Here is a 15153-nt window from a genome sequence, read left to right as displayed (position 1 = left end):
CCGGGCGAGATAATGAACCTGCATGCCGTTTCGTATCGCGACTTTCCTGATTGCTTCGCTCGTCGGCGGCGGCGTGGCTGCGGCCTTCGGCTGGCGTTTCGCCTGGCTGGGGGCATGGCTGGGCGCGGTCGTTTGGCTGGTGCTCGACGCCTGGCGTGCTCAGCGGCTTCTCGATGTGCTGCGCAAGGATGCTTCCGGGCTGCCTTCTCGCGGATCAGGCGTCTGGGGCGAACTCGCTGAGCGGATCCGCAAACTGCTGCGGGACCGCGAAAAGCAGACTCAGCAAGCCGAGGAGCGCCTCCAGGAGTTTCTGGCGGCCATCCAGGCATCGCCCAACGGTGTGGTGCTGCTCGATCAGCAAGGTCGCATCGAATGGTGCAACCAGACGGCGGCGGGGCAGTTCGGCATCGACGCCGAGCGCGATCTGCTCCAGCATCTTGCCAATCTGGTCCGCGATCCGGCTTTCGTTGCGTACCTGGCCTCGTGGAACTACAGCCGCGACGTCGTCATCGATGCTCCGTCGACGCTGCCCCAACGCAGCCATCCGGTGCGGCTTTCGGTGCAGGTGCATCCCTATGCAGGCAACCGGCGGATGCTGCTCACGCGCGACATCACTTCTCTGGAGCAGGCGGACGCGATGCGGCGCGATTTCGTCGCCAATGTCTCGCATGAAATCCGCACGCCGCTCACGGTGCTTGCCGGCTTCGTCGAGACATTGCAGAACCTCCCACTCGATGCAGAGGAGCGCTCGCGCTATCTCGGGCTGATGAGTCAGCAGTCCCATCGCATGGAAACACTGGTGAATGACCTGCTGACCTTGTCGCGCCTGGAAGGCAGTGCGCCACCGCCGGCCAACCGCTGGACCCGCCTGCGGGCCCTGATGGCGCAATGCGAAGACGAGGGCCGGGGGCTCTCCAGCCGGCTCTCGCCGCAAGGGCATCAGTTGTCGTTTTCGTTGGAAGCGGACAGCGAGATTGCAGGCGCGCCGACTGAACTGCAAAGCGCGATGTCGAACCTGCTGACCAACGCGATTCGCTACACGCCCGCCGGCGGACAGGTGGCCGTGACCTGGCGTCTTCTGCCCGATGGCCGGGGCGAATATGCAGTACGCGACAGCGGACCCGGCATCGCTGCCGAGCACATCCCACGGCTGACCGAGCGCTTCTATCGCATCGACCGCAGCCGATCACGTGAAACGGGCGGCACCGGGCTCGGGCTCGCGATTGTCAAGCACATCGCACAGCGGCATGGGGCCGAACTGCGCATCGAGAGCACGGTCGGCAAGGGGTCGCGCTTTGCGCTCGTGTTTCCGGTCGTGCGGCTGCGACTGGCGTCGGCAGTCAGCGCGGTCGCCTGACGGTTCGCGCAAGCAGGATCAGAAACAGCAAGGCGTTGATGAGAAGCGCAATCCCGCCCATGAGCCAGAAGGCCAGTGGAGATTGCATCGCGGGCCACGGGCCGATGCCGCGATAGGCCAGCAGGTAGCTGCCGCCGAGTCCGACGCCCCACAGCAGAGTGCAGTAGAGGATCAGCGGCATCACCGTGACCCGATAGCAACGCAGGACGAAGACGCAAAGTGTCTGCAGAGCATCGGCGAAGTGATAGCCGGCGGTGACCAGAATCAACGTCGCACCGAGAGCGATCACGTCGGGATTGGCTGAATAGATGGCAGCGAGTTGCCAGCGGAACAAGGCCATCGATCCGGCGAAGAGCAGGGCGAGGCACATCGTCAGTTCGAATCCTCTGCGGCCGGCGCTTCGGGCGAGGCCATCCTCGCCGGCGCCCAGCCAGTAGCTGACCCGCGCGCTGGTCGCGATGGAGAGCGACAGCGGCATCATGTAGGCCACAGCGGTGAGGTTCGCCGCGATCTGATGCGCAGCCGATGCCGCCGTGCCAAGGCGCGCAATGAAGAGTGCCATCAGTGTGAACGAGGTCACCTCGACCAGCACCGCCAGGCCAGCGGGAACACCGAGCCTCGCGAATTGGCGCAACTGCGCCCAGTCCGGCGCTTCGATGCGCTGCCAGAAGCGATATTCGCGATAGAAGGGCTCATTGCGCAGCAGCCAGATCGCTGCGCCCAGCATGGTGTAGTTGACGACCAACGTAGCCCATCCGCAGCCGACCAGCCCCATCGCGGGCACCCCCGCGCCACCGAAGGTGAACCAGATCGACAAGGGCAGCTTGACGCACAGCGATCCCAATTGCAGCCAAGTCACCAGCTGGGGTTTGCCAAGGCTTTGGTTGAGCGTGCTGAACAGCCGGAACAGCAAGGCCGGCGGCAACGCCAACGCCAGCACCCGCAAATACGCCTGGACGTCGTCTTGCATGCCTGCCGGCACTTCGGTCCAACGGAGCATCGGCGCCGGAAAAAGCAGGATCGTCATGCCTATGACGACCGCGGCGGCGCAGACATAGAGCGACTGGCGCACCGAGCGGCCGACTTCCGCCGTACGTTGCGCGCCGTGGAGTTCGGCCCATACCGGCAAGAGCGCCTGCAGGGCACCCATCAAGGCAACGAAGACGCTGATGAATATCGCCGAGCCGACCGACAGCGCCGCAAGAGCGCCTTCGGCATAGCGCCCGGCCACGATCGTGTCGGTGACGCCGAAGGCCATCACGGCCAGCTGCCCCACCAGTACCGTCCCTGCGTGGCGCGCGATCACACGCCGTTCGCTAGTCACCTGCGGGAACGATCCGTTGGAAGAGCAGCAGGTCGTCCGCTGGGCTGGTCGGACGACGCAGCGTCCCGATGAGGCGCCAGGCATCGAGGTTGACGATCTCGTGAAGGCTCACGATCGCACTCGGGCTGACGAGCAGCCAAGGGCAGGCTTGCCCGCTCAGCAGCGGCTGCAAGTCGAAGTTGCCGTGATGGCGAAGCGCGGCGATGTGCGGCCGGTCGAGTGCGAGCTCGGAAATGCACGAAGGCTGGCCGACGCGCTCTGAAATCGCGCGCACCTGCGGGGCGTAGCTGCGCGCATAGTCGAGCGCTGGCAACCACAGCGTCATCACGAGCGTCCAGCACAAGGCAGCACCGCCGGCCGGCAAGACCAGCGTCTTCCACAGGGCGGCGCGGTGGCGCCCGGTGCGCCATCGCACCAGCCATGCCCAGGCGAGCGTCGCCGTCAGTGCAAAGACAAAGGCGACCGCGGAAAACTCTGGCACGAAGCCCGGCGCGAGCTTCGCGACGTTGGCCGCGGGCTTGGCGGGCACGCCCGTCTGCATTGCAACCCAGATCACCCAGATGATGATGGCCGAACCGCTGAAGAACAGCAGCGTGAACCAGTCGATCAGCGCCGCCACGCTTCGGCGGAAAGTCGGGAGCGCGAACGCTGCCAAGGTAGCGAACGCGGGCAAGCCGAGCAACAGCGAGCGTTCCGAAAAATTCGTGGTCCAGGTGGCGAGCAGGGGCACGACCACGAACCACAGAGGCAGGGCGACATGCCGGGCCGTCAATTGCCGGCGCCATCGCCACAACGTCCAGATGGCCAGCGGCCAGGCCGGCCAAGTGAACCACAGCAACAGCTTGGCCTGATCGCGTATTTCGGCGACGGCGCGGTGGCTTCCGGGGAGTTCGATCTTCCATTGCAGCAGGCCGAGGATCGCAGCCAATATTCCTGCAAGAAGCGTCGCGCCGAACACGGCCACGATGGCGCCCTTCGTGTAGATGGGCTCGGAGTCTCCGGGCTGATCGGCCGCGCCGCGCCTGCGTTCTTCGACGAGGATCACCCCGCATCCGATGCCCAGTGCGAGCCCGACGGTCGGGCCGCCGCTCAGCGTCATGCCAACCGTGCCGATCAACAGGACGACGAAGGCACCCGCGCGCCGATATGGCAGTGCGGCAACGCCATAGAACAGGAGTGATGCAAAGAAGAGCTGGGCGAGTGCGGGAGTGGTTTCGTGCCCCAGCTGAGCAAGTCCGAGGCAGGCGATCAGCGCCAGCAAAGCGCCATCTGCAATCGCGCGCGCATAGTCCGTCGGCTGAGCTTCACCCCCGAAAGCGAAAGCCACCGGCTGTGCCCGCGAAGTGCGCGCCAAGTAGTAGACGGCATACCAGGTTGCGGTGAAGGTGCCGGCGAGGAGCAGGGCGAACGCGATGCGCACCGCAAGATCGGGGTTGATCCAGGCCGGCGCGATCTTGATGGCCCAGGCGCCGATCCAGTAGGGAATCAGCGCGGGCGTCTCGGGCCGCATTCCGAGAAGCATCGGGTCGAACCACCGCGCGATGCCTTCGGTGGTGCGAGCCAGCTCCGCCATGTAGCCGAATGCGGTGATATCGGCGCTTTTCCATGGACCGCGGCCCAGCAGGCCCGGCATGAGGTACGCCGCGCACAGCAGCAGCAATGCAACGCGCGGTAGGCGGCGCACAGCGCTCTGGGCAACGATGGCGGGCGTCGGCTGGTTCAACTGCGAAGGAAGGGGAGGGGACGGTCAGTTGGAAAGAAAAAGGGCAGCGCGGTGACCCGGGCTGCCCTATGTACGGAAGCGCCTTCCTTACTTGGAAGCAGTCTTGCCGAAGCGGTTGCGGAATTTCTCGACGCGGCCGCCCATGTTGTCCACCGACTTTTGCGTGCCGGTATAGAAGGGGTGCGATTCGCTCGATGTGTCGAGCTTGTAAAGAGGCAGTTCACGACCGTCGTCGGTCTTGCCCATTTCCTTGGTGTTCGCGCACGAACGGGTCACGAACTTGAAGCCGTTCGACAGGTCGACGAACAGAACTTCACGGTAGTTCGGGTGAATGCCTTCTTTCATGATCTTTCCTTTGGGTCGATGCGAGAGCCACAAAAATCCGTCCTTGGTGGTTGATTTACCTTGACGGATGACACGACACAACGTCGCGCTGCACTTTTCGCGAAGCCGGCAATTATCGCATACTGGTCTCTTTTAGCGCCAGAGGCTCACCCCATGCCACCATCGAATTTGCGCGCCGGCCTCGTCGGCTATGGATTTGCCGGGCAGACCTTTCATGCCCCGGTCATTTCCGCCGTTCCGGGCCTTGAACTCGGCGCCGTTGCAAGTTCGCAACCGCACAAAGTCCACGCCGATTGGCCGGGTGTGGACGTGGTTCCCGACGTTAATGCGCTGGTCAGCCGAGCCGATATCGATCTGATCGTCGTGGCGACCCCCAACGCCCAGCACCATCCGGTCGCCAAGGCTGCACTCGCGGCCGGCAAGCACGTGGTGGTGGACAAACCCTTTACCCTGGACGCCGCCCAGGCGCGCGAACTCGCCGGGTTGGCTGCAGGCAAAAAGCGCGTGCTGTCGGTCTATCAAAACCGCCGCCTGGACGCGGATTTCCTGACCTTGCGAGACGTCCTCGCGAGCGGGGAGTTGGGACGGCCGGTGTACTTCGAATCGCATTTCGACCGCTATCGACCCGAGGTGCGCGCGCGTTGGCGCGAACAGCCGGTGCCGGGTGCGGGATTGTGGGTCGATCTCGGGTCGCATCTGCTCGACCAGACGATCCAACTCTTCGGGCGACCGGACACACTGCAACTGGACAGCGCCATCTTGCGAGACGGCGCATTGGTCGAAGATTATTTCCATGCGGTGCTTCGCTACGAGAGCGGGCCGCACGCGCCGCTGCGAGTGATTCTGCACGCGACGACGTTGGCCGGACATGCCGCGCCGCGCTACATCCTCCACGGCGTGCGCGGCAGCTACCTCAAGCGCGGCGTCGATCCACAGGAAGACGCCTTGCGTGCCGGTGGGCGACCCACGGATCCAGGATGGGGTGCCGATCCGATAGAAGGCGAACTCACCGTTGCGGCAAAGGATGGTCGGATGCAGACGCGAAAGCTACCCACGCGTGCGGGCAACTACGTCGACTACTACGTCGCCGTGCGGGATGCGATTCTCGGTAAAGGCCCGAATCCGGTCACGCCGGAGCAGGCGGTCGAGCTGATGGAATTGCTCGACCTCGGCCGACAAAGCGCAGCCGAAGGGCGCGCATTGCCGGCTCGCTGATCAGCCGCCGCGACGCATCATGTCGAAGAATTCGACATTGGTCTTGGTGGCCTTCATGTTCTTCAGCATGAGCTCCATCGCCTCGATCTCGTCCATGTTGTACATGAGCTGGCGAAGGATCCGGGTTTTCTGAAGAATTTCAGGCGGCAACAGCAGTTCCTCGCGGCGGGTGCCGCTGCGATTGAGCTGGATGGAGGGGAACACGCGCTTTTCGTACAGGCGGCGGTCCAGATGGATTTCGGAGTTGCCCGTACCCTTGAACTCTTCGAAGATCACCTCATCCATGCGGCTGCCGGTGTCGATCAGGGCTGTGCCGATGATCGTGAGCGAGCCGCCTTCTTCGACATTGCGCGCTGCGCCGAGGAAGCGCTTGGGGCGCTGCAGGGCGTTGGAGTCCACGCCGCCGGTCAGCACCTTGCCTGATGAAGGCACCACGTTGTTGTAGGCGCGGGCGAGGCGGGTGATCGAGTCGAGCAGGATCACGACGTCCTTCTTGAGCTCGACCAGGCGCTTGGCGCGCTCGATGACCATTTCGGCAACGTGCACGTGGCGGGCCGCCGGTTCGTCGAAGGTCGACGCAATGACTTCGCCCTTCACGGTGCGCTGCATTTCGGTCACTTCTTCGGGCCGCTCGTCCACGAGCAGCACCATCATGTGAACCTCCGGATAGTTCGCGCTGATCGCGTGCGCGATATGCTGCATCATGACCGTCTTGCCGCTCTTGGGCGGCGCTACCAGCAGGGCGCGCTGGCCTTTGCCGATTGGCGCGATGATGTCGATGATGCGCCCGGTGATGTTTTCGTCGCCCTTGAAGTTGTCGCGTTCCAGGCGCATCAGCTGCTTGGGAAACAGCGGCGTCAGGTTCTCGAACATCACTTTGTGCTTGTTCGCTTCAGGCAGGCCGTCGTTGACCTTGTCGAGCTTGGTCAGCGCAAAGTAGCGCTCGCCGTCCTTGGGCGTGCGCACCTCACCTTCGATCATGTCGCCGGTGTGCAGATTGAAGCGTCGAACCTGGCTGGGCGAGATGTAGATGTCGTCCGTGCTGGCGGTGAAGCTGGTGTCGGGGCTGCGCAGGAAGCCGAAGCCGTCCGGCAGGATCTCGAGCACGCCGTCGGCGAAAACCTGTTCGCCAGCCTTCGCACGCTTCTTGATGATTGCGAACATCAACTCCTGCTTGCGCATGCGGCCGACGTTTTCGATCTCAAGGGCTTCAGCCTGCTTGAGGACTTCGGACACATGGAGTGCCTTGAGTTCGTTTAAGTGCATGGAGCGACCCCTTGCGGGGAAATCTGTCAAAACGAGGAGGGGGAGGTCTGATGTGAGGCGAGAGATGCCTCACAAACCGGGGAACTCGAACCGGGTGCCTGAATGGGCCGGTGAACTGTGGGGAATTATGACAGGAAAAACGAGAAAGCTGCCGACGCGTTGCGCGGCGGCAGCAGGGAACATCAAGCGAGCTGCTGATCGATGAAGGCGGTGAGCTGGGCCTTGCTCATTGCGCCGACCTTGGTGGCGGCCAACTGACCGTCCTTGAACAGCATGAGCGTCGGGATCCCGCGGATGCCGAACTTGGCCGGGATGTCGCGGTTCTCGTCGACGTTCATCTTGGCGATCTGCAGCTTGCCTTCATAGGTGCTGGAGACTTCGTCCAGGATCGGCGCGATCATCTTGCAGGGACCGCACCACTCGGCCCAATAGTCCACCAAGACAGGCTTGCCGGACTTGAGCACGTCGGCTTCGAAAGAAGAGTCGGAGATATGTTTGATGAGGTCGCTGGCCATGGATGTGTCCTTGTGCGCGGGGAGTTTCGGTGCAGCTAAAGTGCGGTTCATTGTGACAGAAACCAAGTATTGGCGTGGTCGGGCGGAAAGCTATGGCGCCGATAGTCAACACCCCTTGGAACCCCCAATGCATCCTTTTGAGCGCCATCCCGCGCATGCGCTTTGGTGCGACCCCGAAGCCGGTCTCGTCGGGCGCATTTCCCGCCTGCTGGCCGAGCGTCGCCTGCACCCTTCCCGTACCATGGTTCTCGTGCCCTATGCGCAATTGATGCAGGTCGCGCGCAACATGTGGATCGCGAACGGCGCGTCGGGTTTCGCCCCCCGGTTCGAGACCACGCGCAACTGGGCGCGCAGCGTGGGCGGCTTCGTGCCAGATGCCGACGACCTCGCATTCGACATGGCGCGCGACCTGATCACGGCGCAGTCATTGCTGGTTCGCGCAGGCTTCTCGGGTTCGCGGAATGCGCTCGCCGGCAGGTTGGTGGATATTGCGCTTCAACTCTCGCCACTGGCCGCTGCCGAGCGGCCCGAAGAACGTTCCGCCTGGGCCGATCGGGTCCGCGGGGCCATCGATGCGGGCAAGGGCTCGGAGTGGTTCAACATGGAAAGCGCCTTGAACGGCATCGCGCTCGCCTGGACGGCCAACTCGGGCTACGCCACCGACGTGCTTTATTCGAACGCCGCACAGGCGCAGGTCGATCAGCTCATCGTCCTCGATGGCCTTCAGGCTGATCCGCTCACTCGAAAGCTGGCAGAGCTTTTCGGCGAGCGCTGCTTGCGTCTGCCGCTTGCAACGATGGATGCGCCGTCATGCGTCGCCAGCCTGCATGCGGCGGCCGGTCCCGAGGACGAAGCCGAGCGCGCTGCGGCGTGTGTCGTCCGTCAGCTATCGGAAGGCCACGCACCCGTTGCGCTGGTGGCGACCGACCGCGCGCTGACCCGCCGGATCATGGCGCATCTGGTTGCACGCGGAGTCATTCCTCGCGATGAAACCGGCTGGAAGCTGTCGACCACGCGAGTGGCCGCGAGCCTGATGAGCGCACTGCGAGCTTGTGCCCACGACGCCAGCAGCGATCAGGTATTGGACTGGCTCAAGCATGCGAGCAAGTTCAATCGTCGCGAAGTCCTGCTGCTGGAATCACGCCTGCGGGACCGCGGAATGCGCGACTGGCGCACGTGGCGTTCGTACGTCGTGGCGAGCACGAGGCCGGAAGATGTCGAGCTCGTCGCTACCACTGATGTGCTCGAGAACATGCGCAGCGAGATGGCGCGTGCCAGGCCGCTTGGCGAATGGCTCGCAGCGGCGCGCACGCTGCTGCAAGCCAGCGGCCAATGGTCTGCGCTCACCAGCGATGCCGTCGGTATTGAACTGATTGGCGCCCTGTATCTCGACGTTGAAGAGGGGGAGATCCGAGGAGCGCGCTGCACGTTGGCCGAGTTCACTGGTTGGGCTCGCGACGTGCTGGAAGCGGCGAGCTTCGTGCACGTACCGACCGATGCCGATGCGCCGCAGGTCGTCGTTCTCCCGCTGTATCAGTTGCTCGGACGCGCCTTTGCCGCCGTTGTGGTGCCCGGCTGCGATGACCAGCGCTTGCCCGCTTCGCCAGAACCTCCCGGCGACTGGAGCGCGGCACAGCGCACTGCGCTGTCGCTGCCTTCGCGCGATGCGCTGGAGGCGGCGCAGCGCTCCGCGTGGGCCATTGCAATGAGCGCGCCGCATTGTGATGTTCTATGGCGTCAGTTCGACGCCAGCGGCGAGCCGGTGCGGCCGAGCCCGCTCGTTCAGATGCTGCACCTGGATCACGCGGCTGAAATGGCTGCCGATCCGCGGCTTTCGGTGACAGTCGCTGCGCGCCCCACGCTGCACCCGCTGCCGCGAGGCGGCGCGCTTGTGCCAGCGACTTTGTCATCGACTGCCTATGAGGATCTCCGCCGCTGCCCCTATCGGTTTTTTGCCATGCGCCAGTTGGGTCTGCGCAGCAGCGACGAATTGGATGCAGAGGTCGACAAGCGCGATTTCGGCAACTGGCTGCATGCCGTGCTCGGCCATTTCCATGAAGCTTTGAAAGCAGATCCCACAACCGACTTGGAGATTCGGCGAACGATGATGGCTGCTGCCGAGGTGCAGGCCACCAGTGAGTTCGGATTGTCCGAAGCTGAATTCCTGCCATTCGCCGCTGCGTGGCCGGCGACCCGCGATGGTTACCTGGCTTGGCTAGCCGGGCACGAAGCTGCCGAAGGCGCGATTTTTGTCGAATCCGAGCCGTGGAAGGAAGTGCCACTGGGTCGTGTGAAGCTGATCGGGCGGCTCGACCGTGTCGATGCGGTTCCCGACGGCAGGGTCTTCGTGATCGACTACAAGACCGAGTCCGCCGACAAGACGCGAGAGCGAATCAAGGATCCGTCAGAAGACACGCAGCTTGCGTTTTATGCCGCGCTCTTTCCGGACGACAGCTTGCGGGCAGCCTACGTCAACGTCGGCGAAAAGGCCTCCGGGACACGCACCTTCGAGCAACTGGACGTCGTCGCTGCGCGGGACGCACTGGTGACCGGTGTGATGGATGACCTTGCGCGCATCGCAGGCGGCGCCGCGCTGCCCGCGTTGGGAGAGGGCCAGGTCTGCGAACACTGCGGTGCGCGCGGGCTATGCCGGAAGGACTTCTGGGAGGGTCCGGCATGACCGCACCGGCCTACGAACACAACGGCGCGCACGTCAGCCGTGAGCGCTTCTATGCGATCGCGTGCGACCCCCGTCGCTCCGTCGCAGTGGAAGCCTGCGCGGGGGCAGGCAAGACCTGGATGCTGGTGTCGCGCATCTTGCGCGCGTTGCTCGAAGAGGGCGAAAGCGCTTGCGCACCGCACGAGATTCTGGCGATCACCTTCACCAAGAAGGCAGCCGGCGAAATGCGGGAACGTCTGGACCAGTGGCTGGAGAAATTCTCGCAACAGCCGGTGGCCGAACTGGTGCCTGAACTTGTGATGCGCGGCATGGCATGGCCCGATGCGGAAGCCGCCGCCCCGCGGCTGCAGGGCCTCTATCGAGAGCTTCTCGCGGGCGGACGGCCCGTTCAGTTTCGCACCTTCCACGCCTGGTTCGCCGGCCTGCTGCGAAGCGCTCCGGTGGCCGTTCTCGAGAAGCTGCGGCTACCGGCCAACTATCAACTGCTCGAAGACGACGCCGAGGCGAGGGTGCGCGTGCGGCGCCCGTTCTATGCGGCAGTGGCGGCTGACGAGGACGCCTCGGCCGACTACCGCGCGCTGGTCGCGACGCATGGCCGTTGGCAGATCGGCAAGGCCTTGGACGAAGCGCTGACGCGGCGTGTCGAGTTCGTGCTCGCCGATGCTCATGCAGCGGTCGATCGCGCCGTCACGCCAATGGCAGAGATGTATCCCGCATTTGAGGGGGCTGAATCTCCGGAAGACGTATTGCTCGGTGACTCGGTGTGGCGCGGTGCACTGCTGGCAGCTGCTCGCGCACTCGGCCGCGCCAGCGCTCCAACCTTTTCACGACGCGGCGTAGAACTCGAACAGGCCGTCACCGAACGGCACGCCGACGGGGTGCTCGACGCACTCCTCACGCAGAAGGGCGAGCCCCGCAAGTTCAGCGAAAAGCTCGCGGGGCTCGATGACGTGCGCGCCGCACAGGAGCGCGTGTTGCAGTACTGCGCGGCGCGGGCCCAACACGATGCGTGGCTCTATCAGCAGCGAATGGCGAGATTGACGCGTTTGCTGATCACCTGCTTCGCGGACGTAAAGATCTCTAACGGCTGGGTCGACATGAACGACGTCGAACAGGCGGCACACCTGCTTCTGGGCAACGCCGAACTGTGGGGATGGGTGCAGGAGCGCCTGGACGCGCGGGTGCGCCATCTGCTCATCGACGAATTCCAGGACACCAACCCGCTGCAATGGCAGGCGCTCAACGGATGGCTCGGAAGCTACGCTGGAGCGGCAGGGCGGCGACCGGGCGTTTTCATCGTCGGCGATCCGAAGCAAAGCATCTATCGCTTTCGGCGTGCGGAACCGCAGGTCTTCATCGCCGCCAAGCAGTTCGTCCAGCAGGGGCTGAACGGCGATCTGCTCAATTGCGATCACACGCATCGCAATGCGCAAGCGGTGATCGGGCTCGTCAACGCTGCCATGCAAGAGGCGCAGCGAGTCGGCGAATTCAGCGGATTTCGCGACCATACGACTGAATCGATCACAGTGGGTCAGGTTCGCAAGCTGCCGCAGATTGGCCGGCATGCGATCGCCAGTGCCGCGTCGCCCGGCGAAGCATCGTCAGACGGCTTGCTGCCTTGGCGCGACAGCCTCACTACGCCTCGCGTGCTCCCCGAGGAAAAGCTGCTGCAGAAGGAATGCGAGCAGGCGGCGCGCTGGATTGCGGGGCGCATTGCGTCGGGGCTTGCTCCGAGCCGGATCATGGTGTTGGCGCGGCGCCGCAGTCGACTGGCCGTGATGCAGGACGAACTGCGAAAGCTGCACATCGCCGTCCAGCAGCCGGAAAAAAATGAACTGAACGACGCGCCCGAGGTGCAGGACGTCGTCGCGCTCATCGATGCGCTGGTGTCGCCGGACCACGATCTGTCTCTTGCACGAGCGCTGAAATCACCGATCTTCGGCCTCGACGACGACGCGCTCGTGCAGATCGCGCTGAAGCGACGTGAAACACGAGCGAGCTGGTTCGATGTGCTGCAGGCCCCGGGGTGGCCCGCACCGCTCGCCGGCGTCGGCGCGCGGCTGCGGACTTGGCAAGGCTGGCTCGACACGTTGCCGCCGCACGATGCGTTGAGTGCTATCTATCACGATGCCGGGGTGCTCTCGGCCTTTGCCGCAGCGGCGCCGACGGCCATGCGCGCCAGCGTGCTCGCGAACTTGCGTGGGCTGCTGGCAGCATCGCTCGAACTCGATGGTGCGCGCTTCGCGACACCTTACGGGCTGGTTCGGGCATTGCGCGCTGGGGGGGTCAGGGCGCCGTCGGTGGCGGTCATCGACGCCGTTCAGTTGCTGACGGTTCACGGCGCCAAGGGCCTGGAGGCGGACTTGGTGCTGCTCCTGGACACGGACGCCTCGGCGGAGCGGGCGCAGACCATGGGCGTGCTCGTGAAGTGGCCTGGACATGCTGTTGCGCCCGAGCGCTTCGTGTTCGTGGCGAGCGAGAAGAATCCGCCCGCGTGCGCCACGGAAGACCTTGCACAGGAGCACGCCGCGCGTCGTCGGGAGGAAATCAACGGGCTCTACGTCGCGACGACCCGCGCGCGGGCGGAGCTCGTCATCTCGGCTGTCGCCGCCGCGAGGTCCAGCGGTGAGAGTTGGTGGGCACGGCTGGAAGCGCTGAGTGATCCGATCGACGATGTGGCGCCCGTGGCTGCAGTGTCTCCCTCGACGGCGCCGGCTGAATTCCCAATGCTGGAGCTGCCCGCGCTAGCGACTGCCGATCACGGCCATCCTGTCATGGCTCAACCTCGCGATGCCGAAACGCGCGCTTCTGCACTGGGGCAGGCCATGCACCGTCTGCTCGAATGGGCTCAACCGGGAGTGCCTTTGCCAACGGAACACGTGCGCGCCGCAGCACGCGAATTTGCACTCGATCTTCACGCGACCCGCTCGGCGGCCGCACTGGCGGAGCGTATTCGTGCCGGCGCAGGCGCGTGGGCGTGGGACGCCGAAGCACTCGACTGGCATGGCAACGAAGTCACGTTGATCCACCAGGGCCAGACCCTGCGCATCGATCGCCTGGTGCGCCATCGCGAGAGCGGCGCGTGGTGGGTGCTCGACTATAAATCGGCCGCGCGACCTGAGCGGGATGCGGAATTGATCGCTCAACTGAACCGCTATCGAGATGCGGTACAAGAAGCCTATCCCGGCGAGACGGTGCGCGCCGCGTTCCTGACCGGCCAGGGCGAACTGGTCACACTCGAATGATTCAAGAAAAAAACGTCGCCGTGGTCGGCGGTGGGCCCGCCGGATTGATGGCGGCTGAAGTGCTCAGCGCGCGCGGCATTCAGGTGCATCTGTACGACGCCAAGCCATCCGTCGGGCGCAAGTTCCTGCTTGCCGGCCGGGGTGGCCTGAACCTCACGCATTCGGAGCCGCTCGGCAAGTTCGTCGAACGGTTCGGCGACCGCCGTGCCGAGATCGAGGGCTTGCTTCATCGTTTCGGCCCTGATGCGGTACGCGAATGGGCGCACGGACTCGGGATCGACACCTTCGTCGGCACCTCGGGCCGAGTGTTCCCGAAAGACATGAAGGCAGCGCCGTTGCTGCGTGGGTGGCTGCACCGTCTCAGGCAGGCTGGCGTGCAGTTTCACATGCGACATCGTTGGCTCGGATGGGATGAGGCGACGGCATCGCCGACTTCGTTGCGATTCGCGACACCCGGCGGTGAGATGAGGTCGCAGCATGACGCCGTGGTGCTTGCGCTCGGCGGCGCCAGTTGGTCGCGGCTCGGGTCCGACGGTGCGTGGGCACCGTGGCTGGCCGATCGCGGCGTCGATGTTGCGCCCTTGCTGCCTGCCAACTGCGGCTTCGATCTCGTCTGGACTCCCTATTTCGCGGAACGATTTGCAGGCGTGCCCTTCAAGTCGGTGGCCATCTCGTTCACTGATTCGGAGGGTCGCACCTTCGCGCGAAAAGGCGAGTTCGTTGCGACGGCCACCGGCATTGAAGGCAGCCTCGTCTACGCTGCCTCGGCGCTGCTGCGCGATGAGATCGCCCGCAACGGCGGCGCCACGCTTCTCCTCGACCTATTGCCCGACCGAACCTTGGAGCAGGTGCGCGCCGCTGTATCGCATCCGCGTGGCTCGCGTTCGGTGGCGAGTCATCTAAAAAGTCGATTGAGCCTGGACGGCATCAAGATGGCCGTGCTGCACGAAGTGCTCACGCGTGACGACATGCATGTCCCTGAAAAGGTCGCCGACACCATTAAGGCGGTGCCGCTCAAACTGACTGCGCCAAGGCCTATCGATGAAGCCATCAGCACCGCTGGCGGCGTGCGTTTCGAGGCGCTCGACCGCCATTTGATGAGCGGCTCGATGCCGGGCGTGTTCTTTGCTGGTGAGATGCTCGATTGGGAGGCTCCCACGGGCGGCTATTTGCTCACGGCGACGATGGCCAGCGGCGCAGTGGCGGCGGACGGCGTGCTGCTGCGGTTGAAGTAGAACTTTGTTGTGGCGCTCGCCCAAACGCTGCTGGCGTCAGCGCTGCGATGGCTGCCAGTGCCGTATCGTCGTCGCGATCACCTTCGCTGCCTGTTCCCTGATGGTCCCGAGGCCTGACCGGTCACGCGCAACCGGAAACGGCCAGGAGGCTCGGCTGACGAGCGGCTTCGGCGTGAATGGAAGCACTGGAAGCCCACGCGCAGTGGCTCGAAGGGGAGCAAAGGGAGAAGGGGGAATCATGACGTCGC

The 15153-nt window shown here is 64.5% G+C and carries 10 protein-coding genes; 5 read left to right on the top strand and 5 right to left on the bottom strand.

Features of this window, described 5'->3' with window-relative positions; translation table 11 throughout:
• Positions 1-22 precede the first annotated feature (22 nt).
• The gene (gene phoR / locus AC1DEK_RS17165) at positions 23-1357 is read left to right on the top strand and encodes a phosphate regulon sensor histidine kinase PhoR (RefSeq protein ID WP_478126474.1); all 1335 of its coding nucleotides are present in this window, start codon (positions 23-25) and stop codon (positions 1355-1357) included.
• Here the strand turns inward: phoR and AC1DEK_RS17160 are convergent.
• From AC1DEK_RS17160 to AC1DEK_RS17150, 3 genes are all read right to left on the bottom strand, one after another.
• Entirely contained in the window at positions 1341-2681 is a 1341-nt protein-coding gene (locus AC1DEK_RS17160) for an MATE family efflux transporter (protein ID WP_478126473.1), read from the bottom strand. The two genes, phoR and AC1DEK_RS17160, sit on opposite strands and share 17 nt — an antisense overlap.
• The gene (locus AC1DEK_RS17155) at positions 2674-4404 is read right to left on the bottom strand and encodes a hypothetical protein (RefSeq protein WP_478126472.1); all 1731 of its coding nucleotides are present in this window, start codon (positions 4402-4404) and stop codon (positions 2674-2676) included. Before AC1DEK_RS17155 ends, AC1DEK_RS17160 begins: the two co-directional genes overlap by 8 nt.
• Before the next feature lie 87 nt (positions 4405-4491).
• Entirely contained in the window at positions 4492-4749 is a 258-nt protein-coding gene (locus tag AC1DEK_RS17150) for a type B 50S ribosomal protein L31 (RefSeq protein WP_478104079.1), read from the bottom strand.
• Between the two features lie 153 nt (positions 4750-4902).
• On the opposite strand from AC1DEK_RS17150, the gene AC1DEK_RS17145 reads away from it, so the two are divergent.
• The gene (locus AC1DEK_RS17145) at positions 4903-5964 is read left to right on the top strand and encodes an oxidoreductase (protein WP_478126471.1); all 1062 of its coding nucleotides are present in this window, start codon (positions 4903-4905) and stop codon (positions 5962-5964) included.
• Here AC1DEK_RS17145 and rho read toward each other — a convergent pair whose 3' ends face one another.
• Both rho and trxA read right to left on the bottom strand, forming a co-directional pair.
• Positions 5965-7230 carry a transcription termination factor Rho gene (gene rho / locus AC1DEK_RS17140; protein ID WP_478126470.1) on the bottom strand — a complete coding sequence of 422 codons (1266 nt, stop codon included), beginning with the start codon at positions 7228-7230 and terminating at the stop codon, positions 5965-5967.
• A 182-nt stretch (positions 7231-7412) separates the two neighbouring features.
• Positions 7413-7745, bottom strand: coding sequence for a thioredoxin TrxA (gene trxA / locus AC1DEK_RS17135; protein WP_183023723.1), 333 nt, complete (start codon positions 7743-7745; stop codon positions 7413-7415).
• A gap of 127 nt (positions 7746-7872) precedes the next feature.
• Between trxA and AC1DEK_RS17130 the strand changes: the two genes are divergently transcribed.
• The 3 genes from AC1DEK_RS17130 to AC1DEK_RS17120 are packed head-to-tail and all read left to right on the top strand — an operon-like array spanning position 7873 to position 14905.
• On the top strand, positions 7873-10425 hold the full coding sequence (locus AC1DEK_RS17130) for a PD-(D/E)XK nuclease family protein (protein ID WP_478126469.1): 2553 nt from the start codon (positions 7873-7875) through the stop codon (positions 10423-10425).
• Positions 10422-13670, top strand: coding sequence for a UvrD-helicase domain-containing protein (locus tag AC1DEK_RS17125; protein ID WP_478126468.1), 3249 nt, complete (start codon positions 10422-10424; stop codon positions 13668-13670). Before AC1DEK_RS17130 ends, AC1DEK_RS17125 begins: the two co-directional genes overlap by 4 nt.
• Positions 13667-14905, top strand: a complete 1239-nt coding sequence (locus tag AC1DEK_RS17120; RefSeq protein WP_478126467.1) for a TIGR03862 family flavoprotein — start codon at positions 13667-13669, stop codon at positions 14903-14905. Before AC1DEK_RS17125 ends, AC1DEK_RS17120 begins: the two co-directional genes overlap by 4 nt.
• Positions 14906-15153: the final 248 nt, after the last annotated feature.

Source organism: Variovorax sp. 10N420 (genome assembly GCF_056394705.1).
Note: the sequence above shows the minus strand (reverse complement) of the source record. Positions and strands in the feature narration are given on the sequence as shown.